The 20058-nt window shown below is 62.7% G+C and carries 23 protein-coding genes and 2 pseudogenes; 10 read left to right on the top strand and 15 right to left on the bottom strand.

Annotated elements, in window-relative coordinates; all coding sequences use genetic code 11:
- The 3 genes from cmk to ACH9L7_RS01245 form a co-directional block, all read right to left on the bottom strand.
- Nucleotides 1–579 (bottom strand): (d)CMP kinase, encoded by a 579-nt coding sequence (gene cmk / locus ACH9L7_RS01255; protein ID WP_396613310.1) that lies wholly within the window; start codon nucleotides 577–579, stop codon nucleotides 1–3.
- A gap of 114 nt (nucleotides 580–693) precedes the next feature.
- On the bottom strand, nucleotides 694–1614 hold the full coding sequence (locus ACH9L7_RS01250) for a DUF106 domain-containing protein (protein ID WP_396611940.1): 921 nt from the start codon (nucleotides 1612–1614) through the stop codon (nucleotides 694–696).
- A 150-nt stretch (nucleotides 1615–1764) separates the two neighbouring features.
- Nucleotides 1765–2391: an adenylate kinase gene (locus ACH9L7_RS01245; protein WP_396611939.1), complete on the bottom strand. Its 627-nt coding sequence runs from the start codon at nucleotides 2389–2391 to the stop codon at nucleotides 1765–1767.
- A 183-nt stretch (nucleotides 2392–2574) separates the two neighbouring features.
- Between ACH9L7_RS01245 and ACH9L7_RS01240 the strand changes: the two genes are divergently transcribed.
- The 5 genes from ACH9L7_RS01240 (at nucleotide 2575) to kynU (ending at nucleotide 8134) form a co-directional block, all read left to right on the top strand.
- Complete coding sequence (locus ACH9L7_RS01240) at nucleotides 2575–3570, top strand: YeiH family protein (RefSeq protein ID WP_396613309.1); 996 nt, start codon at nucleotides 2575–2577, stop codon at nucleotides 3568–3570.
- Nucleotides 3571–3670: 100 nt separating this feature from the next.
- Complete coding sequence (locus ACH9L7_RS01235) at nucleotides 3671–4069, top strand: hypothetical protein (protein WP_396611938.1); 399 nt, start codon at nucleotides 3671–3673, stop codon at nucleotides 4067–4069.
- A 257-nt stretch (nucleotides 4070–4326) separates the two neighbouring features.
- The gene (locus ACH9L7_RS01230) at nucleotides 4327–5277 is read left to right on the top strand and encodes an alpha/beta fold hydrolase (protein WP_396611937.1); all 951 of its coding nucleotides are present in this window, start codon (nucleotides 4327–4329) and stop codon (nucleotides 5275–5277) included.
- A 454-nt stretch (nucleotides 5278–5731) separates the two neighbouring features.
- Entirely contained in the window at nucleotides 5732–6757 is a 1026-nt protein-coding gene (locus ACH9L7_RS01225; RefSeq protein ID WP_396611936.1) for an AIR synthase family protein, read from the top strand.
- Between the two features lie 99 nt (nucleotides 6758–6856).
- The gene (gene kynU, locus ACH9L7_RS01220; RefSeq protein WP_396611935.1) at nucleotides 6857–8134 is read left to right on the top strand and encodes a kynureninase; all 1278 of its coding nucleotides are present in this window, start codon (nucleotides 6857–6859) and stop codon (nucleotides 8132–8134) included.
- Between the two features lie 97 nt (nucleotides 8135–8231).
- Here the strand turns inward: kynU and ACH9L7_RS01215 are convergent, their stop codons facing one another.
- From ACH9L7_RS01215 to ACH9L7_RS01195, 5 genes and pseudogenes are all read right to left on the bottom strand, one after another.
- Nucleotides 8232–8489 (bottom strand): hypothetical protein, encoded by a 258-nt coding sequence (locus ACH9L7_RS01215; RefSeq protein WP_396611934.1) that lies wholly within the window; start codon nucleotides 8487–8489, stop codon nucleotides 8232–8234.
- 74 nt (nucleotides 8490–8563) lie between these two features.
- Complete coding sequence (locus ACH9L7_RS01210) at nucleotides 8564–9262, bottom strand: SDR family NAD(P)-dependent oxidoreductase (protein ID WP_396611933.1); 699 nt, start codon at nucleotides 9260–9262, stop codon at nucleotides 8564–8566.
- A 63-nt stretch (nucleotides 9263–9325) separates the two neighbouring features.
- A pseudogene (locus tag ACH9L7_RS01205) lies at nucleotides 9326–9424 on the bottom strand (peptidase); the annotation flags it as partial.
- Between the two features lie 136 nt (nucleotides 9425–9560).
- Nucleotides 9561–10891, bottom strand: a pseudogene (locus ACH9L7_RS01200) (RNA-guided endonuclease InsQ/TnpB family protein).
- Nucleotides 10888–11043 (bottom strand): DUF2080 family transposase-associated protein, encoded by a 156-nt coding sequence (locus ACH9L7_RS01195; protein WP_004056662.1) that lies wholly within the window; start codon nucleotides 11041–11043, stop codon nucleotides 10888–10890. The pseudogene ACH9L7_RS01200 and the gene ACH9L7_RS01195 overlap by 4 nt, the downstream one beginning before the upstream one ends.
- 53 nt (nucleotides 11044–11096) lie before the next feature.
- Here ACH9L7_RS01195 and tnpA point away from each other — a divergent pair, with 53 nt between their 5' ends.
- The gene (gene tnpA / locus ACH9L7_RS01190; protein ID WP_396611932.1) at nucleotides 11097–11495 is read left to right on the top strand and encodes an IS200/IS605 family transposase; all 399 of its coding nucleotides are present in this window, start codon (nucleotides 11097–11099) and stop codon (nucleotides 11493–11495) included.
- Nucleotides 11496–11522: 27 nt separating this feature from the next.
- Here tnpA and ACH9L7_RS01185 read toward each other — a convergent pair whose 3' ends face one another.
- From ACH9L7_RS01185 to ACH9L7_RS01175, 3 genes are all read right to left on the bottom strand, one after another.
- Nucleotides 11523–11945: a desampylase gene (locus ACH9L7_RS01185; RefSeq protein WP_396611931.1), complete on the bottom strand. Its 423-nt coding sequence runs from the start codon at nucleotides 11943–11945 to the stop codon at nucleotides 11523–11525.
- Nucleotides 11932–12501, bottom strand: a complete 570-nt coding sequence (locus tag ACH9L7_RS01180) for an NUDIX domain-containing protein (protein ID WP_396611930.1) — start codon at nucleotides 12499–12501, stop codon at nucleotides 11932–11934. The genes ACH9L7_RS01185 and ACH9L7_RS01180 overlap by 14 nt, the downstream gene beginning before the upstream one ends.
- Before the next feature lie 76 nt (nucleotides 12502–12577).
- A complete protein-coding gene (locus tag ACH9L7_RS01175) occupies nucleotides 12578–12991 on the bottom strand; it encodes an Lrp/AsnC family transcriptional regulator (protein ID WP_396611929.1) in 414 nt (137 codons plus the stop codon).
- 97 nt (nucleotides 12992–13088) lie between these two features.
- On the opposite strand from ACH9L7_RS01175, the gene carA reads away from it, so the two are divergent.
- On the top strand, nucleotides 13089–14171 hold the full coding sequence (gene carA, locus ACH9L7_RS01170; RefSeq protein ID WP_396611928.1) for a glutamine-hydrolyzing carbamoyl-phosphate synthase small subunit: 1083 nt from the start codon (nucleotides 13089–13091) through the stop codon (nucleotides 14169–14171).
- A gap of 128 nt (nucleotides 14172–14299) precedes the next feature.
- Nucleotides 14300–15322, top strand: coding sequence for a PAS domain-containing protein (locus tag ACH9L7_RS01165; protein WP_396611927.1), 1023 nt, complete (start codon nucleotides 14300–14302; stop codon nucleotides 15320–15322).
- A gap of 20 nt (nucleotides 15323–15342) precedes the next feature.
- On the opposite strand, the gene ACH9L7_RS01160 is transcribed toward ACH9L7_RS01165, so the two are convergent.
- Both ACH9L7_RS01160 and gatD read right to left on the bottom strand, forming a co-directional pair.
- A complete protein-coding gene (locus ACH9L7_RS01160) occupies nucleotides 15343–16251 on the bottom strand; it encodes a GNAT family N-acetyltransferase (RefSeq protein WP_396611926.1) in 909 nt (302 codons plus the stop codon).
- Between the two features lie 4 nt (nucleotides 16252–16255).
- A complete protein-coding gene (gatD, locus tag ACH9L7_RS01155) occupies nucleotides 16256–17503 on the bottom strand; it encodes a Glu-tRNA(Gln) amidotransferase subunit GatD (protein WP_396611925.1) in 1248 nt (415 codons plus the stop codon).
- Between the two features lie 252 nt (nucleotides 17504–17755).
- Between gatD and ACH9L7_RS01150 the strand changes: the two genes are divergently transcribed.
- Complete coding sequence (locus ACH9L7_RS01150) at nucleotides 17756–17959, top strand: PLDc N-terminal domain-containing protein (RefSeq protein ID WP_396611924.1); 204 nt, start codon at nucleotides 17756–17758, stop codon at nucleotides 17957–17959.
- 95 nt (nucleotides 17960–18054) lie between these two features.
- Nucleotides 18055–18549, top strand: a complete 495-nt coding sequence (locus tag ACH9L7_RS01145; protein WP_396611923.1) for a hypothetical protein — start codon at nucleotides 18055–18057, stop codon at nucleotides 18547–18549.
- A 42-nt stretch (nucleotides 18550–18591) separates the two neighbouring features.
- On the opposite strand, the gene ACH9L7_RS01140 is transcribed toward ACH9L7_RS01145, so the two are convergent.
- Both ACH9L7_RS01140 and ACH9L7_RS01135 read right to left on the bottom strand, forming a co-directional pair.
- The gene (locus ACH9L7_RS01140; RefSeq protein ID WP_396611922.1) at nucleotides 18592–19245 is read right to left on the bottom strand and encodes a metalloregulator ArsR/SmtB family transcription factor; all 654 of its coding nucleotides are present in this window, start codon (nucleotides 19243–19245) and stop codon (nucleotides 18592–18594) included.
- A gap of 65 nt (nucleotides 19246–19310) precedes the next feature.
- Nucleotides 19311–20003, bottom strand: a complete 693-nt coding sequence (locus ACH9L7_RS01135) for a DUF1405 domain-containing protein (protein ID WP_396611921.1) — start codon at nucleotides 20001–20003, stop codon at nucleotides 19311–19313.
- Between the last annotated feature and the right edge of the window lie 55 nt (nucleotides 20004–20058).

The raw sequence follows: 20058 nt of genomic DNA, 5'->3' as shown, positions 1-20058 counted from the left end.
TTAGAAGTCGTACCGGATGCCTTCGACGGGGTACTTTCCTTCGTCCAGTTCCGGGTCGTACGAGTCGACGACCGCGGTGCAGATGGCCGTCACCTCTTTGGGACCCCACCGGGCCGTGTTGAGCGCCACGTCGTAGATAGAGAGGTCGGTGATGTCGATGTCGTAGTACTCCTCGTAGCGGAGTGCTTCGCTCTTTTCGCGGGTGACGGTCTCTTCGCGGGCGGTGCCCGCATCCTTGTCCTCGCGGTCGGCGATGCGCTCGGCACGAACGTCGACCGGTGCGTCGAGCCAGAATCGAAGGTCGGCGGCGTCGCCTGCAAGCCAGCCTGCGAGACGGGATTCGAGTAACACGTCGTCGCGCTCCAGTGCGATGTCGCGGAGACGGCGGTCGAGGTCGCGGTCGATTTGGTCGTCTTCCTCGGCGAGTTTGTTGAACTCGACGGCCGACATGTCGCGTTCGGCCGCGAGTTCGCGGAAGATGTCTCCACCGCTTATGTGTTCGAGGTCGAACGCCTCGGCGAGTGCGGCGGCGGTCGTACTCTTTCCGCTGCCCGGTGGACCGGAGACGGTCAGTAACATATCCATGCTCGGGCGGGTCACCTAAAAGAGGTTATCGTTGGCGACGACCCCTGTGGGGGCTTCTCACGCCCGAGCGGAGCGGAGTGGAGAAGAGAAGAAAAACGAGTGCGTCCGTCAGGCGGACGACGGCGTCATGTCGATGTTGAGCGCCTTGCGGATAATCTGGGTGAAGCCCATCGAACAGAGGAAGTACCAGACAATCCACGCCTGCATGGGTCCGAGGACGCCTGTCGTCCAATCGACAGCCCCGACAAGCGGCAGCACAATCTGTTCGACAGGGATGTGCGCCTCCGCGTTCCCACCGACACCGATGGCCCAGTACATCCAGAGGAACACCGGGATGGTGAGGAACATAATCCAGACCATCGGGCGGAACTGCTCTTTGAACATGCCCATCTGGTCACCCATGGCTTCCATCTGCTCTTCTTGAATCTTTTCGAGCGCCGCGTCGTCACCGCGCTCGCGGGCGTCCTTCTGCCGCTGTTGGATGTCCTTCATCCGCTCTTGGTACATGCCCATCTTCTCCATGTCCATCAGGTTCGCCTGCAGGAGCGTGGAGTAGAGACCAGTTGCGAGCGCGAGTACCATCACGACGGCGTAGAACGGGAGCATCTCGGCCAGCGGGCCGAGGGCGAGGTCCATGACTCCGCCGATGATGTTTCGGACTTCGGAGACCGAGTATCCGAGGAACAGGCCGACGGTCACGACGGCCGCACCCTTGTCGTACTTCGACCACGAAGAGTCGCCGGTGTCGATAGACGGCGTCGACGTCGACGAGGTCGTACTCGTTGCAGACGTGTTCTCTTCGAGACCGGCGCGCGCTGCTGCGGCGTCCGCCAGTCGGAATCCTTTGTCGCCATCGACGAGAATCCCCTTCTCGATGAGGCGGCCCCACTGACCGCTCGTAAGCTCGTCGCGGACATCCGCCCACTCGACTTCGCCGTCGTCCGCCCTCTCGAGGACGACTTCGACGGCGGTGCGCATGTCGGCGTCTGAGCCGACGAGCTCGCGCACCTTCGATTCGATTCGTGCCATTACGGACCCGTTGGCAATCGGCCGTTATCAAGCTTTTACTCTGTGGGCGTGAGCGCGCACAAGTCATCCGGCTCACCGAAACGGCCGTAGACGGGCTGTACATGTCTCTCGCCGCGCCAACAGGCCGAAAAAGACGGTCGAAGTGGGTGCTTACGCGTCGTCGACGACAGCCGCGATGTCCTCGAAGACTTCGTCCGGCGTCTGCTCACCGTCGATTTCGACGAGGACGCCCTCGTCGCGGTAGTGCTCGATGACGGGTGCCGTGTTCTCGTCGAAGACCGAGAGGCGCTCGCGGACGGTCTCTTCGGTGTCGTCGTCGCGCTGGATGAGTTCGCCACCACACTCGTCACACACGCCCTCTTCTTCGGGCTGGTTGAACTTCACGTGGAAGTTGGTGCCGCACTCGGAACAGACGCGGCGACCGGTGAGTCGCTCGACGAGTTCGTCTTCGGCGACTTCCAGATAGATGACGGCATCGAGGTCCGTAATCTCGGTGAGGTACTCGGCCTGCGAGAGGTTGCGCGGATAGCCGTCGAGGACGTAGCCGTCGGCGTCTTCGAGCGCCGCCTTGACGATTTCGTTGACGACGGCGTCGGGGACGAGTTCGCCCTTCTCCATGAACGAGCGGGGCGTCCCGTATTCCGTCTCCATGTCCTTGTTCGCGCGGAGTGCGTCACCCGTGGTGACGTGTTCAACGTCGAACTCCTCGGCGAGTCGCTTCGACTGTGTGCCCTTCCCGGCGCCGGGAGCACCGAGCAGGAGGATGCGCTTTCCCATATCGTCCACCACCCGGTCAGAGCATATAGTGTTGAAGATACGTACCCAGTTCTGCGACAGTGCGACGCACGATTCGTGGAGGGGAGCGACACGTTCAACGGCGCGGGTCACATCACCTCACTCGATGCGCGACTCACTGTTCGACGCCAACCCTCTCGAACTCGCTGCCGGTCGGTGGCGACAGTGAAGACAGAATCCGGCGGACACGTCCGCAAACTGCTCCCCGGTCTGGGACTCGTTGCTGTCGTAACTGTCTGTGCGACCCTGCTCGCCGACATCGTTCCCGGCGTCAATGCGCTCTTGCTCGGGGTCGCACTCGGGGCGCTCGTCGCCAACTCGGTCGGCGTCCCCGACTGGGCCATCCCCGGCGTCCGAATGCGGAAGTCACTGCTGGAAGCCGGTATCGTCCTCCTCGGCGCGCGAATCGCTCTCGACGAACTCGTGGCGTCCGGGCCCGCGCTCGTCGGAGTGGTCGTCCTGACAGTCGTTTCGGGCGTCGCTTTCGTCGAAGTACTCTCGGGGCGCATCTTCGGCCTCGCCGACGAAATGGGGTCGCTACTCGCCGCTGGTGCGAGCGTCTGCGGCGTCTCCGCGGTGACGGCAATCGCCGGTACCATCGACGCGGACGGGGAATCACTCACCCACGCCGTCGCGGCCGTCCTGCTGTTCGACGCCATCACGCTCGCGGTGTTCCCCATTCTCGGCGGACTGTTACCGCTCTCCGGGCGACAGTTCGGTATCTGGGCCGGGCTAAGCATGTTCAGTACGGGACCAGTCACCGCCGCCGGGTTCGCGCACTCGGACGTGGCGGGGCAGTGGGCGACCGTGACGAAACTAGCGCGCAATTCGATGCTCGGGGCCGTCGCACTCTGGTACGCCCTGCGCTATGCCGATGGAAAACCAGACGGCCTCGTCGCCGCGGCGGAAGGCGTCCCGCGGTTCCTCGTCGGATTCGGCCTCGTCGCTGCGGCGGCAAACCTCGGCTTCTTCTCGGGAGAGACGCTCGCCGCGCTCGACACCGCGAGCAACGTCCTGTTCGCACTCGCATTCGCCGGACTGGGACTTGGCATCCGTGCCAGAGCGATGCGCGAGGCTGGAATCACCCCCGTTTTCGTCCTCGCCGCGCACTTGCTCGCAATCAGCGCTGTCGCGCTCGGCGTCGTCGTCGCCTTCTTCTGAGCCTGTCACGGTCGCCTTCTGCTTCTGGCACGGCCGACTCCTCCCTCGGTCGCCGACGCGACGCGGGCGGTTTTTGTATCGAGCCGAAGAACCCACGTCTATGACCCGATTCGAGGCCGAGACGCCCCGCGAACGCCGGAAGCTCTTCGCCGACGCGGTGGCCGCACACAGAAACCGCGGCAGCGCCTTCCTGACTATCGAAGCGGACCGCGACCCAGAACTCGACGGCGAGGACGCTCCCGGCCCGTGGATTCAGTTCTCGGACCGGACGTTCAACATGGACGTGACCGACGACGAACTCGACCGCCTGAAGGACCTGCTCTCGTCGTTCCCCGAGTTCCGCATCGACCAGTTAGAAAGCCCCGAAGAAGCCGAAGGGACCAATGTTCGTATCACCGCACGCTCCGATGCGAACCGTCTCGCCGGGTTCGTCGACGAGGTGTTCCAGTCGGTCTACGGGCGCGAAGACGACTATCGTGCGTGGGTCGTCGCTATTTGATGGTCGAACTAAACGAACGTCCCCGCTCCTCTCGCTCCCAAACGAGGGCGATGCCGAGGAAAGTTGTGCCGCTTGCGAATCCCGAAAGCGAGGCAGACCGCATCAGACTCGCCGAACGGTCGCGCAAGCGGAGTCTCCGCGAGCGTCTGTTCGGGTCCAACTGACTACCGACCGCCACGTCGGTGTCACCTCGAATTCCTCGTTAGGCGTTCACAATCCCCGCGGTAATTTTGTTCATACACCCCGTAGCGAGTATCATGTCGAGGGAACCGGGTCTGTCGTACGAGGATGTAGACCTCCCAGTGGAAGCGACTGGGCGGTACGTCGATGTTGGTGATGTCACGCTCTACGTCGTAGAGGCGGGACCCGAAGATGGTGATTTGGTCGTGCTACTACACGGCTTTCCGGAGTGCTGGTACGCGTGGACGGATTATCTCCGCCCTTTGACCGAGGCGGGGTATCGGGTCGTCGTCCCCGACCAGCGAGGGTATAATCTCAGCGACCACCCGCCGAGCGTCGACGACTACCACATCGACGAACTCGCCAGCGACGTCGTGGGCCTCATTAAAGCACTGGGCAAAGAACGCGCCCACGTCGTCGGCCACGATTGGGGCGGTGCCGTCGCGTGGTGGGTCGCTCTTCACCACCGCGAGCGAGTCCACTCACTCACGGTGGTGAATCTACCGCACCCGACGGTCTTTGCCCGACGTCTTCGGCGCGACCCGGTACAGCAACTCAAGAGTTGGTACGGGCTGTTCTTCCAACTCCCGAAGATTCCCGAACTGCTCGCACAGCTCGGCGACTACGCGCTTCTCGAGCGGACGCTCTGTGACTCTTCGCTCCCGGGGACGTTCTCACCGACTGACCTCGAATACTACAGAAAGGCGTGGGCCGTTCCCGGCGCGTATGAGTCGATGGTCAACTGGTACCGAGCGGTGGTGCGCAGTCGGCCGAAACCACGGGCGACACAGGTCGACGCCCCAACCCTCGTCGTCTGGGGGAGGCGAGACCACTTCCTGCGTTCGAAGATGGCCAGAGAGAGCCTCACGTACTGTGCCGACAGCCACCTCAAGATGTTCGAAGAGGCGACACACTGGGTCCACCACGAGGAACCTGTCGCGGTCGGTCGCGCACTGGTCGAACACCTCGACGACGCGTGGTGGACGCCCAACAACACGCCCGACGAAGCAGGCCATCGCCCTATCTGAATCGGTTGGCACCGACGGCGTGCCGCGTTGCTGCCGGTCGTTCCGCGGGTGCGCTGACGATATCGCCAGACAAAAGGGGCGAAATTCGTCGCATCCTCGATTCTCCTATATAGGTCCACCGAGAGGACTTAGCGAGGTTCTTGTATGTCCGGCAAAGACTGGAAATTGACGCGGGAGCAGTCCGGTGGTGGGAGTGTCTTATCCCTTCGTACCGTCTCCGCGTCCTTCTTCATGAGCAGGGACGGGGGACCGTCCCACCTTTCCACGGAGCGGAGACGGGAATCGGGGTCGGCCGTGTCCCGACGCGAGTCGATGCCGGTCGTGTCCCGACACGGGGCGACGTCAGTCGTGTCCCGACACGGGGCGACGTCCGTCGTGTCCCGACACAGGGTGTCATCGGTCGTGCGGAACTCGGGATGAGTACGTTCTTACTCACGCGCCGCCGAGCGCGACTATGACCGACCTCGGAAAGGTCGACCGCGACTTCTTCACCGAGTACATCTATCCGCATCTCGGTGCATCCCGAGACGACGTGACGCTCGGCCCGAAACACGGCGTCGACTTCGGGGTGCTCGACATCGGCGGCACCGCCGTCGCGCTCGCGACCGACCCAATCTCTGTCCTCCCGGCGCTCGGATTCGACCGCGCAGGGCGCTTCGCACTCGATATCGTCCTGTCGGATGTCGCCGTCTCCGGTCTCGACCCCTCACACCTCGCCATTTCCTTTACCCTCCCACCGGAGATGACCGACGACCAGTTCGCCGAACTCTGGACGGCGATGCACGACGAGGCCGAAGACCTCGGCGTGAGTATCGTCACCGGCCACACCGCCCGCTATTCGGACTGTTCGTACCCGTGGGTCGGCGGTGCCACCGCCCTCGCCGTCGGCGACCACGACGATTTGATTCGCCCGGACGGAGCGCGCCCCGGCGACGACGTGCTCGTGACCAAAGGTCCGGCCGTCGAGACGACTGGACTGCTGACGACGCTCTTTCCGGAAGGCTTCGGCGACTTCGACCCCGACCTCCTCGCCACCGCACAGGCCAGACTAGACGAGACTGACGGCGTTCGTGACGCTATGACCGTCTCAGCCGCCGGTGGCCGCAACGTCCACGCGATGCACGACGCTACCGAAGGCGGACTCTACGGTGCGCTCAACGAGATTGCAAAGAGCGCCAGCGTACAACTGGAGATTGACGCGTCGAGTATCCCCATCAGACCGGGCGTGCGGGAAGTCTGCGACTACCTCGATATCGACCCGTGGCACTCGACAACCGCGGGAACGCTCGTCATCGCCACCGACCCGTCGGTCACCGACGACGTACTCGCCGCGCTCAACGCCCGCGGAACACCGGTTGGCGTGGCGGGGACTGTCGTCGAGGGCGATGGCGTCGTCGTAGATGGCGAGCGCGTCGAACACCCGAACGCCGACCCCGCATGGGACGCCTACGAACGATTGGCTGGCGGAGCCGTCGAGTAACTGACAACCGCGGGACGCGTTCAGATTATCCACCCCGAGGAGTATGTCTCGCCGTATGGCCTGCGAATCTACTTCTCGGAAACGGGCGTATCCATGGGTATGAGTGACAGCGGCCCAATCTCCGTCGAAGACGCTCGCGAGATGGACGCGACCGACCCGCTTTCCGACCTCCGCGACCGGTTTTACATCCCCGATGGCGACCTGTACATGGACGGCAACTCGCTCGGGTTGCTCTCGAAAGACGCCGAAGCCGCCCTCGAACACGCTGTCGACGAGTGGCGCGAACTCGCCATCCGTGGGTGGACCGATTCCGACCCCGAGTGGTTCAGCTACGGCGAGCGACTCGGCGCGCGCCTCGCCTCGCTCGTCGGTGCGAAACCGGACGAAGTGGTCGTCGCCAACTCCACGACGGTCAACATCCACACGCTCGTCGGCACCTTCTACGACCCCGCCCGCGGCGAGAAAATCGTCGTCGACGACCTCGACTTCCCGACCGACCACTACGCGATTCGGGCGCAACTCCGCCAGCACGGCCGCGACCCTGACGAAGCCCTCCGAGTCGTCGAGAGTCGCGACGGCCGGACTATCGAGACCGAAGACGTGCTCGACGCCATCGACGACGACGTGGGGATGGTGTTTCTCCCCTCCGTCCTCTATCGGAGCGGCCAGTTGTTCGACATCGAGACCATCACCGAAGCGGCCCACAACGCGGGCGCGCTGGCCGGATTCGACCTCGCGCACTCGATTGGTGCGGTCCCCCACGAACTCTCCGACGCGGGTGTCGATTTCGCCGTCTGGTGCAACTACAAGTATCTCAACGCTGGCCCCGGTGCGATTTCGGGTCTCTACGTCAACGAACGGCACTTCGGTGTGACACCCGCACTCGCCGGGTGGTGGGGTAACGACAAGGAGACGCAGTTTGACATGGCGCTGACCTACGAGCCCGAACACTCCGCCGCCGCGTTCCAGACCGGGACGATTCCGATTCTCTCGACCGCACCCCTCGACGGCGCGCTCGATATCGTCGAAGACGCCGGGGGCGTGGCCGCGCTCCGCGAGAAGTCACTCGCCCTTACCGACTTCCTCATCGACCTCGTAGACGAGAAACTGCCCGACTGCGAGGTCGGCACCCCCCGCGACCCGGCGGCCCGCGGCGGCCACGTCGCGGTCGAACACCCCGAAGCGTACCGTATCAGCCTCGCGCTCAAGGAGCGCGGTGTGGTCGTGGACTTCCGCCAACCGAACGTCATTCGTATCGCACCGATTCCGTCCTACGTCGGCTTCGAGGACGTATTTCGGGCCGTGGAGCACCTGCGCGAGATTCTGGACGGGGAAGAATACGAGGAGTTTGAGAAGCAGAGTGGTGGAGTGACGTAAATCAGAATGCAGTCAAATATATAACAATTTGACAGAACACGTTCGTATGAACACCGACACGACACTCCTGTCGATTGCGGTGGGGGTGGCGTGAGGGTCAGTCACCGGGAAGTGCGAGGAGGAACACGAACAACCCGAAAGCACCGAGAGCGGCGGAGAGGACGTTGGCGACGCCTCGTCTGAGTGAGTGGTCGAGAACGCCCGTCGCAACCACCGCGAGACCACCGGCAACCCCGAGCATCGCGTACAATACAATCGGGCCTGCCCAATGCAGTGGTACCAAGAGGACACCCACTCCACTGGCGACACCAAGCGGCGGGAACAGCAGGATATCCACGTGCTTTCGCAGGTCCATGGAATCTGGTCGCTGCGAGTCCGGTATAAGTCTTGTCTGCCTAACACGAATGGGAGCGAAAACGATTCGGCTTCCTACCAGTCGATAATCTCCTTATCCCGCCAGAATTTGCCCGACGGACTCCCCGCTTCGAATCTCGCAAGCCACGTCGGCGTCTCCGCCCCCGTTTCGACAGGCCGCGAGGCTTCCTCGCCACCCATGTCGGTTCGGACCCAACCGGGACAAACCGAGTTCGCGATGAGTCCGTCGTCACCGTACTCCCCGTCGAGATAGACGGTGAGGCCGTTGAGGCCGGTCTTCGAAATTCGATAGGCAGGAGAGCCACCGGATTGCCCCTCTTCGAGCGCGCCCATGCCAGAGGAGACGTTGACGACGCGCCCGGCGTCGCTCTGGAGGAGGAGGGGAACGGCGTGTTTGCACATGAGCATCGGCCCGCGGAGATTCACAGCAAGCGTTTTGTCGATTTGTGTGGTCGGCTCGGCGACGATGTCGCCTTCGGAATCGCCGATACCGGCGTTGTTGACGAGGATGTCGAGTTTCCCCTGGTCGGCGAAGATGCCATCGACGACGTCCTCGATGTCGCCCTCTTGGGTCACGTCGAGGAGGACGCGCTCTGTCCCCTCGGGCGTCTCGTTCGTGACGCTTCGGGACCCGGCGTAGACCGTCGCGCCGAGGTCGCGGAGGTTCTCGGCGATTTGGCGGCCGATACCTCGGTTCGCGCCCGTGACGAGGGCGACCTGTCCGTCGAGGTCGTCGTAGATGTCGGGTTCCATGGGGGACCGTGAGAACTCGGCCGGGTTATTCTCACCGAAAACAGCCGAATAGGACGTTGGAAGTCACTCGATAGCGATATCGAGTTCGCGGAAGTCGTCGCCGGTCCACTCGTGAGCGGTGAGTCGCCCGTCCGGAGTGCAGATGAGGTGAACCGCCTCGGGGTCAAGTGGTTCGAGAGACTTCGTCTCTCGTCATTGCGGGACATCTACGATTTCCCGCTTGCAATCAGATTCCTGTGGAATCTGATGACATCACGGAAATCTTTGATTTCCGTACGACCCCGAGGCTTCCCGTGGATTAGTCGGACACTCCCACTCGACCATCGGCCTGATAGCCTCGAACGGTCGGTTGGGTCACGGTCGGGGCGTCCACGGCCCCCGATGCCTGCCGTCTCAAAGTCACTCTGTGACTTTGCGGGCTGCACAAGAGCTCTGCTCTTGTGAACGTCGCACCTTCCGAACAACGGGAAGGCTGTTGAGAGCAGGCACATTCCAATCGAGTTTCTTCACTCCTTTCATGGCGATATTGACGCTTGCACCACGGTCGCTGTGGTCTTGATGCCCACAGTCCTTGCACTTGAACCGCTTCTTGTGACGGTTCGCTCGTTCCGTATGCCCGCACATCGGGCACCGTTGACTCGTGTATTCGGGGTTAATCCACGCGGTCGGGATTTCCTCGAAAGCGGCCTTGTACGACGTATAGAACTGAAGGGCGCGGAACGGGAGGTGGTGCAAACGTCGGTTCATCCGCGTACCGTAGTCGATACTGTCGCGCATCTCTTTGAGGTCTTCAAAGACGATACACGGCTTCTCGAACTGCTGGCTCCACTCCACGATGTGCCGAGATACCTTGTGGAGTCGGTCGCGGACAAACCGTTCTTCGCGCCCTTCGAGCGTGTCGTGGGTACTGTCTTTCCCCGCGTTCTGGACGCGCTTCCTCATCGTGAAGTAGCGGTGACGCTTGAACTTAATCTCGGGGAAGTCGATGACCAACGTATCTTCGACACTATCCGCTGAGAGTGCGGTCAAGGCAACGTTGTCCTCGTTCACGTCCACGCCGACGACCGTCTGCGAGTCCTGCTTGTCTCGAACGGTCTGTTCGGTGTTGGTGACGTTGACGTGCAACTCGGCATTCTCGTTGTGGAACAGGGCTTCCGCCGTCCCAATCTTCCACTCGTCACTTTCGAGTGCGGTCTTGAGAATACCGAGATGAGTGTCACTCCCTTCGAGGACGCCCTTGATGTGCTTGTAGGGCTTCGCGCTGATTCGGAACGCCACGTCGCCATCGTCGGTGAGTGACAGGTTGTACCCTTCCTCGTAGTTCGCACGAAGCGGGTACGCGCCGTCCTTGGTGTGGTTCGGCTGGCCGAAGTCCTCGTACTCGTAGTAGTTCTCCATCGCTCCGAGTGCCTTCGCAACGACGCGCTGAGTCGTGTTTTTCACGAGATTAGCGTCGTCGGCCACGCGGTCAGGAATCACGTCCCAGTCCACGCCTTCTTTGGCGAGTCGAATGGTTTCGTTGTACACCGAGCGGGCTTCGAGGGTGGCGTCGTACAACAGACCCTCGTTGTCACTCTGGATGTCGAGTTGGAAGTCCAGAGTCTTGACGAGAGCCTGTGAGTCGGTCATTCTTCGTCCTGTTCGGTGGGTTCTGAGGTTCGGACGACTTTCACGTCAGCCCCACGCCAGCGTTTAGGGACGGTGACGTGGGCACTGTTCCCGAACGGTTTGACCTCACCATCGAGAACTTCCTCGCCGTCGATTTCAAAGCGGTTCGACATACAAGAGTATATCCAAAGGATATACTTAGTTGTATTGGTGTTGTGGTGTGGATATGGGTGAGAAGCGGTCGAATCACACGGTGTACAACGTCAACTACCACTTCGTGTGGTGCCCGAAGTACCGACACGCGATACTGGAACCAATCGAGGATTCGCTGAAAGCGAGTTTCCGCGACGTGTGCGACAAGTACGGATACGAGATACTGTCGCTCCACATTTCGCCCGACCACGTACACCTGTTCCTTTCAGCCCATCCGAAACACGCACCAAGCGAGATCGTGCGAACGGTCAAGAGCATCACGGCGCGAGAGATGTGGGAACAGCACGAACCGTTCTTGGAAGAGTATCTGTGGGGTGGCGGATTTTGGGAGGAATCGTATTACGTCGAAACGGCGGGAGATGTTTCGACCGACACGATTGAGCAGTATATCGAGCGCACGGAACACGTTTAGCGGAGCGTACGGCCTTCACCCTCGGGGTCAAGTCAAGGGAAATCGAAGATTTCCTGTATCCAGCAAATCGCAGAGCGATTTGCGAGACCCCGAGGCACTCGGCCTGCTCCGCCTGTAGACGTACCCCGGCCACGACGCCTGTTCTCGGTCGGTCGCGCTTGGAACCGGCGCAGAATCGGGGTGTGAGTGATAGAAGCCGACGACTTCGTCGCCCGCGTCTTCGGCCTCGTCGAATGCGGCGACCGTCTCTGCGGGGTCGAGTTCGTAGGCGACGCGTGGCTCGTCGGCCACATTCGAAACGGGGAGCGAAGCGGAGACAGAGTCGGTGGTTCGGTCACCGACGAGGACGCCACAGACTTCTTCTGGAGGGTCACGGACGGCCCCGTCGCGGGCGTGCGAAAGAATCTCGTCGCGGACGGATGCGGCGAGCGAGAGCTTACTCGAAGTCACGACGCATCGCGATTTCGAACCACGGACAGAGACGCAGTTGACGGTACCACTTGGGGTGGTCGTAGAGGTGCTCGTAGTCCACCCAGAGCATGCCTGCAATCTCGTCTTCGTCGGGGTCGAGCGAAGTGTCTTCGAGCGTGACCTTGAGGACGGCACAGACCTCCCATTCGAGACCGGAGTTGCCGTAGTAGCGCTTGTACTCGAACTTGTCCGTCACGCGCAGGTCGGAGTACTGGTCGGGCGTGATGCCGAGTTCCTCTTCGAGGCGCTCTTCGGTCGCTTCTTCCTGCGTCTGGCCCTCGACGGGGTGGGAAGCGACGGTGCCGTCCCAGTGGGTGTCCCACAAGCGCTTGTTCGGCGCGCGCTGGGCGAGGAGGAGCTGACCCGCTTCGTTGAACACGAGACACGTGAAGGCCCGGTGGCGGATGCCGTCGCCCGTGTGGGCTTCGAGGCGGTTGACCGTTCCCTCGGCGTTATCGTCGGAGTCGACGGCGATAACGTCTTGTTCGGCGTTCTTGTGGAGTTCCGTGGCTTGAGTGCCCTGAGCGTCGCTCATGTCACGTCCGTTGATGTCGGGGGACAACTAAGCTTCGATGCGAAGCGGCGAGGCCGGGCGGTGGATACGGGTGACGCTAACCCAACCGCTCGTCGAGAATGAGGCGCGTCTTCGTACTCTTTACGTCGTCGTGCTCGCGCGCCCGCGTGATGAGTTCGTTCACTGCGCGCGTGTCGGCGGCGTCGACCACGAGGACGATGTCCTCTTCGCCGGAGACCTGCCAGACGAAGTCGACGTCCTTCCACTCGGCCATCCGCCCGGAGACGCTGTGGGTGTCAACGTCCACCGCGACGGTCACCTCTATCATCGCCTTCAGGTTCCCCGTGCGGGTCGAGATGGTGAATCGCTCGATGACGCCTTCTTCGACGAGTCGCTCGACACGGTTTCGAACCGTCCCCTCGGACGTTCCGACTTCGGCCGCAATCTCCGTGTTCGGGGTTCGTGCGTCCCGTCGGAGGATGTCGAGGATTCGCCTATCCAACTCGTCCATACCCCTCCTGTCCGCCCCAGCGACTTACCGATTACGAATTTCGTAACTCGGCTTCGAAAGCAACACTTATGCACCCGGATTCCGTTCGTATCTCGTAATGTCGGACGCCTATTTGGCCCTGGAAGATGGCCGCGTGGTCGAAGCGCGTGGTCGCGTTCCGGGACGTACACGTGGTGAACTGGTGTTCACGACTGCATACACCGGGTACGAAGAGAGCTTAACTGACCCATCCTACGAAGAGCAGGTCCTCACCTTCTCGTACCCCCTCATCGGGAACTACGGCGTCCGAGCGGAGCGATTCGAATCCGACCGGATTCATCCGCGCGCCGCCGTCGCCCGCGAATTCACCGAGGAAGTCGTCGAGTGGCTCGCCGAAGAGGACGTTCCGGCGGTCGACCACCTCGACACGCGTGACCTCGTCACGTCGATTCGCGAAGAGGGCGCGATGAAAGTCGGTATCGCAGTCGGCGACGACGCGACGCCCGAAGCCGCGAAAGAAGAACTGGCCAAGTGCAAGGGCATGAGCGAGCACACCGAAATCGGCGCGCAGGTCACGACGCCCGAGCCGACCACCTACGAGGGCGACGGCGACACCACCGTCACCCTCATCGACTGCGGTGCCAAGCAGTCTATCGTCGACTCGCTCGTCCAGCGCGGCGCGACGGTCCACGTCCTCCCGTACGACGCGTCGCCCGAGGATGTCAAAGCACTCGACACGGACATCCTGTTCATCTCGAACGGTCCCGGCGACCCCGAGAACTACGAGCCGACTCACGAACTCGTCGACGCCTTCACGGGCGACGTTCCGATGGCGGGTATCTGCCTCGGCCAGCAAATCATCGCCAGCGCGCTCGGCGGCACCACCGAGAAGATGGCCTTCGGTCACCGCGGCGTGAACCAGCCGGTCCGCGACATTGAGACGGGCCGCGTCGTCATGACGACCCAGAACCACGGCTACACTGTCGCCGACCCCGGCGAGCACCTCACCGTCACCCAACTCAACGTCAACGACGACACTGCAGAAGGTCTCGCGAGCGACGAACTGAACGTCATCACGCGTCAGTACCACCCCGAAGCACACCCCGGCCCGAACGACACACTCGACTTCTTCGACGACGTTCTTGCGATGGTGGAGTCAGAGGGAAACGGGCGTAAGCGGCCTGTCGTCGCGTCGGACTAGCCGCATTATCGGGCTCTCAATTTCTCGTTTTCACGACTGGTGAGCGGCGCGTGAATTGGCAGACTGTCCCGTATTCCCGACTGTTTACCGGGAGAAAGGGCAAAGATGTTTGACAGACAGTATCAAACATGGAAGAGGTATCGCTCATCGAACGTGCCTTCGACGAGCTTCCGACAGAAGTCGCAATCCTAGACGCACACGGCGATATCGTCTACACGAATCGAGCGTGGCGGACGTTCGCCGACGCGAACGACTACGTCGGGTCGAACGATTCGCTCGGAGTCAACTATCTCGACGTGTGCGATGCGGTCCGCGATACCGACGAGACTGCGCGCGTCGTCGCCGACGGGATTCGGGCACTCATCGCCGGTGAGCGAGACCTGCTTTCGGTCGAGTATCCCTGTCACTCGCCTACGGAGTATCGATGGTTTCTGCTCCGAGGGATTCCCTTCGATACGCCCAGACACGGGCGATTCGTCCTCTTGATACATCTCGACATCACCGACCGACGCCTCATGGAGCTTCAGGTAAACGAGAAAAACCACCATCTTGCGATGCTCATCAACTATCTCTCGTCGGAACTCGAAGAGCCGCTTTCGGAAGCAATCGAGACGGCCGCCCGACTCGTCGCGAAGGACGGTGCGGACGCCGCGTCGCTCTCCGAGACGCTCTCTCACATCGACAGCATCGTCGAAGAGAGCCGCTCGGTTCCGGAGACAGTGGTGAACATCGAATTCGGCCCCGTCGAGTTCCGAACCACGGTCGAACAATCGTGGGCCGATATCGAGACGGGTGACACGTCGCTCCGAGTCGTCGGTGACGGGATTCTCTCTGCCGATATCCACCTCTTTGGGCTGCTTTGCCGGTCGCTTCTGACCCACAGCAACGCTCGGAACCACGGTGCGCCATCCGCGTCGAACATCCTCGTCGGGACGACCGAACGCGGGCTCTACATCGACGACGACGGGCCGCGTCTGTCGGCCACTGAGCGCGACCAGCTCCCCGTAGACAGTCTGCTCGGCGTCGATTACGAGCGATTAGATATCGCCATCGCCTATCGAATCGCCGACCTCCACGGGTGGCACCTCGAACTGATGGACTCCGAACTCGGCGGTGTGAGATACCAACTCGAAGGGGTCACGTGGTTGTGACGGCGAGACGGTGCGCCGCCTCAGGAGAGGTCGGCTTCCATCACGAACGTCGGTTCTTCCGCGAGGTCGCTCCGGGCGAGTGATACGTCCGAGAGCCACCGGAGCGACTCGGGGATGAGCACGCGCGTCCGGTCGGCACCGACTGCCGCGGCGTCCCGGCGAACCGCGTCCATCACGGCGCGGCACGCGTCGGCGTCGGTCCACGCGGCGACAGCGTACTCTGCCCACGTCACTTCTGCTCCGTCTTCGGGTTCACGCGTGTACGTCCGAACTCGGAGGGTGAATCCCGTGGCTCGGTCGTCAGAGACGACAAAGAGGCGGTCGTCGTCGGCTGCCTCGTGGAGTTGTTCCCGAGTCAACTCCGAGAGCGCCCACGACTCGTCGGCGTCGAGCGCGAGACCGGAAAGCGCAGTCCGCATCTCGCTGCCCGTCCAGAGCGCCCACGCAGCGTTCGCGTCGTCGCCGACGTGGTAGTCCGGGGTCGCATCCGCGTCCGGTTCCGGCATCGCCCACCGGAACTCCACGCCGGGGTCGAACCCGACGTGCCGGGCGTTCGCGAGACTCGGGACGTTCCACGAGTGAATCATGTTCCGCACTCGCTGTGCGCCTTGCTCGCGCGCCCAGTCGAACAGGGCGTGCGTGAGCTTCGTCGCAATCCCTTGCTCGCGGTACTCCGGTGCGACGCGCATCCCTTGTGCCCACCCCTCGTACTCCGAGAGCATGACCATCTGTGCGATGGCCGCAACGTCGTCGGAGGGCGTCTCGTCTCCCATATCGACGAGAAGCGTCGCCTGTGTGGGGTCGTCGGGGGCAATCCACTCGTGGTAGATGTGGGGAATGTAGTCCGAGCCGCCGCGGTCGGCCCACGTGTCGCGGGTGAACGCCGCAACCGCGTCGTAATCCTCGGGTCGAGCGGGGCGTATCTCCATCAGGTTACTCCCACGGCACGGAGCGCTCTGTCAGCTCTCCGGCGATATTTCGGCCCATCGACTCCGCCGGGTCCGCGAGGTTTTCGAGCGCCCACATGAGCTTCACCTTCGCCGTTCCGGGGAGGGTGTCACCGGCTTCGACGACGCCCGCGTCGAGCAGGTCACGGCCGGTGTCGTACACCCGGTCGCAGACGCGGCCTTCGAGACACTGCGAGGTCATCGCGACGACGGTGCCGTCTTCGACGAGTTCCTCGATACGCGGGATGAGGTCGGTGTGAATGTGCCCGAGGCCCGTCCCCTCGATGACGAGACCGGACTTCCCGTCGAGGTAGTCCAGTGCGGCGGGGTCCATCCCCGGCGTAAACTTCACGAGTTCGACGTTCTCGTCGAGGTCCGCGTGGAGCGCGAGGTCGGCCTCGCCCCGCGGCGTGTAGTCCCGGCGGAACGTGATTTCCTCGCTCTCGTAATCGACCTCACCGAGCGGCTTCGCGCCGATGGTCTGGAAGGCGTCGCGCCGCGAGGTGTGGTTCTTGCGGACGCGCGTCCCCTCGTGGAGAGCGCACGCGTCGTCCGACTCGGAAGCGTGCATACAAATCATGACCTCCGCGGCGTCGCCTTTCGCGGCCTCGACGGCACAGACCGCGTTCATCACGTTGTCCGAAGAGGGGCGGTCCGCCGAGCGCTGGCTGCCCGTGAAGACGATGGGAACGGGTGTGTCGACCATGAATGCCAGCGCCGACGCGGAGAACTGCATCGTGTCGGTGCCGTGCATGATGACGACACCGTCTGCGCCCGCTTCGATTTCCTCGACGACGGCCTCGGCGAGGTCGACCCACACGTCGGTCGTCATGTTCTCCGAGAGGATGTTGGCGACGACGCGGCCACGGTAGTTGGCCCGGCCTGCAAGGTCGGGGACGGCACGCAGCACGTCTTCGGCGTCGAACTGCGCGGTCACCGCACCAGTTCGGTAGTCGACGGTCGACGCGATGGTCCCCCCGGTCGAGATGAGTGAGATGGTCGGGAGGTCCTCGTCGAACTCGATTTCGGAGGTGCCGTCGCTGTCGGTCTGTGCGTCTTCGATGTCGTACACGTCGGTTTCGAGTACGTCTACGTCTGCGTCCTCGCGCGCGATGCCGATGTTGTACCCGCCGTCGAGCTTGATGACGAGGTACTCCTCGGTCGAGGAGGGCATCAGGACGCCTTCGTTCGTGACGCCCGCGCGGGTGACGCGGACGAGGTCCCCTGCGTTCATATCGCGGGATACCGCGGGGTCAGACTTCAAACCCACCTTTTTACCGAAGGGGTGGCCTTGCCACCCCTTCGGCAAAAACCTGGAGGGAAAAGGCCGAGAGACTCGCTACCGCTCGTCTCTCGGTACAGTAGCTGGAATGGTACTGCAATTGTAGTAGCTGAAGTGGGACTGCAAGGGAGTGTGTGAGAAGACAACAACAGACCACACATGGCAGCCAAAAGCCATTTCACACGGACGTTCGTCGGCTAACGTATGCCCTCCAGCATACTCCTCCAATCAGGCGGTGGCGCGGGTGCGGTGTTCTTCCTCGTCTTCCTCGTGACGATTGGGTTAGCCGTGTGGACGTACAGCGATGCGCGGCGGAACAGCGGTCACCCGGCGTTCCTCTGGGCTATCGTCGTCTTTCTCGCCCCAATCCTTGGCATTCTCCTGTACATCATCCTCGGCCGGAACTGACGGGACTGCAGCCGCGACAACTCGGTAACGCCAGTTTTCGGCCGAACAGCACACTCGGCACAAGAGCCATCAGCGTCCCGGCCGTCCTGACACGTATGCAACGGTCAGACCAACGCGAGTCTGAGCGGTCCACGAGCGACATCCTCTCCGGTCTCGACCTCGGTGAGGACGACTCGTCGCCGACCAACCAGTCGGCCGAGAAAACACCGGGTCGCCTCGGTCGCCTCTTTTCCGCGCGGACGTTCCTGCTCGCGCTCGTGCTCTCTATCGGTGGTCTCGTCGTCGGCGGTGCCATCCCAATCGTCGGCTTCATCGGCCGGTTCGTCGGCATCGCCGCCGCTGGGTTCCTGCTGGGCCTCGTCGGGTCGAAACGTCGGTACGTCGAAGTCGGCCTCGCGGGTGCTCTCGCCGCGGGTCTCGCGTTCGTCCTCTCGACGCTGGTTTCGGTCTTTGCGCCGTTCGCGGTGCAGTTGCTCGCGGACTACGGTGTCGCAATCGCAGGCGTGGGCGCAGCGACCGGTGGTCTCGCAGGGCTGGTCGGACACTACTTCGGGCGCGACCTGCGCGACGGCCTCACCCGCGACATCTGAGCCACTCGCGACATCTACTCGGCGACTCGGCGCGACCTGTAGTTAGGAGATTTCCCACCCGTTTCCGTCGTACGTGACGAGACCGTTGTCGGCGAGGTGATGGAGCGCGGTATCCACTGCTTGGGGGTCGGCGTTAACGTCTCTCGCCACGCTGTCGACCGAGTCCGACCCGTTAGCGAGTGCGGCGAGAACCTCCGCGTAGAATCGGCTGTCGGCATCGACCCCGAGGCGCTCGTTGATGCGGTCTAACACCTCGGTCTGCTTGCCCTGCACCCAGCGCTGGGCGAGCGAGAGTTCGCTGTCGAGGTCCTCTAGCTCCCCGAGTTCACGCGCGAGTTCGGCGATATCGTCCGTGTCGGTGTTCTCGAGTTCGAGCGAAACATGCGGGCACCGACCGGCCATATCGAGGCTCGGACTCGGCGGATAGGCGCTCTTGGCACCGAAGCCGTACCGCGAGACGTTGACCTCCAGGCGGAGATTCCGTGAGATGTGAAAGTACTTCCGCCGCTGGTCGTCGGTCCGAGACTCGATGAGTCCCGCATCCTCTAACTTCCGGAGGTGGTCGATGACCGCCTTCGGACTGACGCCGAGGTACTCGCTAATCTCGGTGACGTAGCACGGTTTGTGCGAGAGCAACCGGAGAATCCGGCGCCGATTTTCGTTCCCGAGTAAATCGAGCAGTACCGCGGAGTCCATTATCCGACCATAGTCCGTGGGTGGGGAAAAGCCCTTCTCATAGACAATCGACCGCGGTCTTTCGGTTAGTCATTCGACATGCGGGGCTGTCCGCTCGCCGAACGGGGCAGGCGGTCGAAGGCGCGAGCGGCGAGTGCGACTGCGACGAACGACAGCGCCACGGTGATACCCGCCAGCAAGAGGCCCGCATCGTATCGCAACGGCGGGTAGTATCCGAACCCGTAGTCGAACACGTCGTTAACGAGGGCGAGTCCGAGGGCGAACGCGAGCGCGCCCCGCGTCGTCGCGCCGTACCGCGGGACGAGATACGCGCCGACGAGGAACCCGAGGTGGGTGAGCATGATACCCCAATAATCCCAGAGCGCAGCGCCCGAAAAACCGACGTAGAGGTCCGGTCGGAGGTTGAGGGCGACGAACGTCCAGATACCGTACTTCACCAGCCAGACGAACGCGAGCGTGTGGAGATACGCGAGCGGGCGGTTGACTCGTGCCTCCGAAACCGGCCGCCCGAGGTTCGGAAGCAACGTCGCGGCCGAGAGCGTCAGCAACGCGAGCGCAGTCGGTGAGTCACCAAAGAGTGGGTACAGAAACGTCGGCAGGTCGGCAAACGAGGGTTCCGAGTGGACGTAAAAACTCACGCCGACGAGGAACGCCGACCCCGTGAGGACGAGAAAGACGACAAGACTCGGTCCGTTTCCGAGGTAGTACTCGGCCCACTCGTCGAATCTGGCGTCGAGGTCGAAGTCGCGGCGGCCCATCGGCGAATCGGACGCGGGCGTGGGAGAAAAGGCCGTCGGGCTCGATTCCTGACTG

It is taken from the genome of Haloferax sp. S1W, from assembly GCF_044593955.1.
In the GTDB taxonomy this organism is placed as follows: Archaea; Halobacteriota; Halobacteria; order Halobacteriales; family Haloferacaceae; genus Haloferax.
The sequence above is the reverse complement of the archived record's forward strand: the minus strand, read 5'-3'. Positions and strand labels throughout refer to the sequence as shown.

Coding starts and splice junctions, on each gene's coding strand:
- cmk (WP_396613310.1), bottom strand. CDS start 579: ATGTTACTGACCGTCTCCGGTCCACCGGGCAGCGGAAAGAGTACGACC.
- ACH9L7_RS01175 (WP_396611929.1), bottom strand. CDS start 12,991: ATGGACGAGTTGGATAGGCGAATCCTCGACATCCTCCGACGGGACGCA.
- ACH9L7_RS01180 (WP_396611930.1), bottom strand. CDS start 12,501: ATGAGCGACGCTCAGGGCACTCAAGCCACGGAACTCCACAAGAACGCC.
- ACH9L7_RS01230 (WP_396611937.1), top strand. CDS start 4,327: ATGTCGAGGGAACCGGGTCTGTCGTACGAGGATGTAGACCTCCCAGTG.
- ACH9L7_RS01235 (WP_396611938.1), top strand. CDS start 3,671: ATGACCCGATTCGAGGCCGAGACGCCCCGCGAACGCCGGAAGCTCTTC.
- gatD (WP_396611925.1), bottom strand. CDS start 17,503: ATGAACGCAGGGGACCTCGTCCGCGTCACCCGCGCGGGCGTCACGAAC.
- ACH9L7_RS01245 (WP_396611939.1), bottom strand. CDS start 2,391: ATGGGAAAGCGCATCCTCCTGCTCGGTGCTCCCGGCGCCGGGAAGGGC.
- ACH9L7_RS01210 (WP_396611933.1), bottom strand. CDS start 9,262: ATGGAACCCGACATCTACGACGACCTCGACGGACAGGTCGCCCTCGTC.
- ACH9L7_RS01215 (WP_396611934.1), bottom strand. CDS start 8,489: ATGGACCTGCGAAAGCACGTGGATATCCTGCTGTTCCCGCCGCTTGGT.
- ACH9L7_RS01195 (WP_004056662.1), bottom strand. CDS start 11,043: ATGTCGAACCGCTTTGAAATCGACGGCGAGGAAGTTCTCGATGGTGAG.
- carA (WP_396611928.1), top strand. CDS start 13,089: ATGTCGGACGCCTATTTGGCCCTGGAAGATGGCCGCGTGGTCGAAGCG.
- ACH9L7_RS01135 (WP_396611921.1), bottom strand. CDS start 20,003: ATGGGCCGCCGCGACTTCGACCTCGACGCCAGATTCGACGAGTGGGCC.
- ACH9L7_RS01145 (WP_396611923.1), top strand. CDS start 18,055: ATGCAACGGTCAGACCAACGCGAGTCTGAGCGGTCCACGAGCGACATC.
- ACH9L7_RS01160 (WP_396611926.1), bottom strand. CDS start 16,251: ATGGAGATACGCCCCGCTCGACCCGAGGATTACGACGCGGTTGCGGCG.
- ACH9L7_RS01165 (WP_396611927.1), top strand. CDS start 14,300: ATGGAAGAGGTATCGCTCATCGAACGTGCCTTCGACGAGCTTCCGACA.
- ACH9L7_RS01150 (WP_396611924.1), top strand. CDS start 17,756: ATGCCCTCCAGCATACTCCTCCAATCAGGCGGTGGCGCGGGTGCGGTG.
- kynU (WP_396611935.1), top strand. CDS start 6,857: ATGAGTGACAGCGGCCCAATCTCCGTCGAAGACGCTCGCGAGATGGAC.
- ACH9L7_RS01250 (WP_396611940.1), bottom strand. CDS start 1,614: ATGGCACGAATCGAATCGAAGGTGCGCGAGCTCGTCGGCTCAGACGCC.
- tnpA (WP_396611932.1), top strand. CDS start 11,097: ATGGGTGAGAAGCGGTCGAATCACACGGTGTACAACGTCAACTACCAC.
- ACH9L7_RS01140 (WP_396611922.1), bottom strand. CDS start 19,245: ATGGACTCCGCGGTACTGCTCGATTTACTCGGGAACGAAAATCGGCGC.
- ACH9L7_RS01225 (WP_396611936.1), top strand. CDS start 5,732: ATGACCGACCTCGGAAAGGTCGACCGCGACTTCTTCACCGAGTACATC.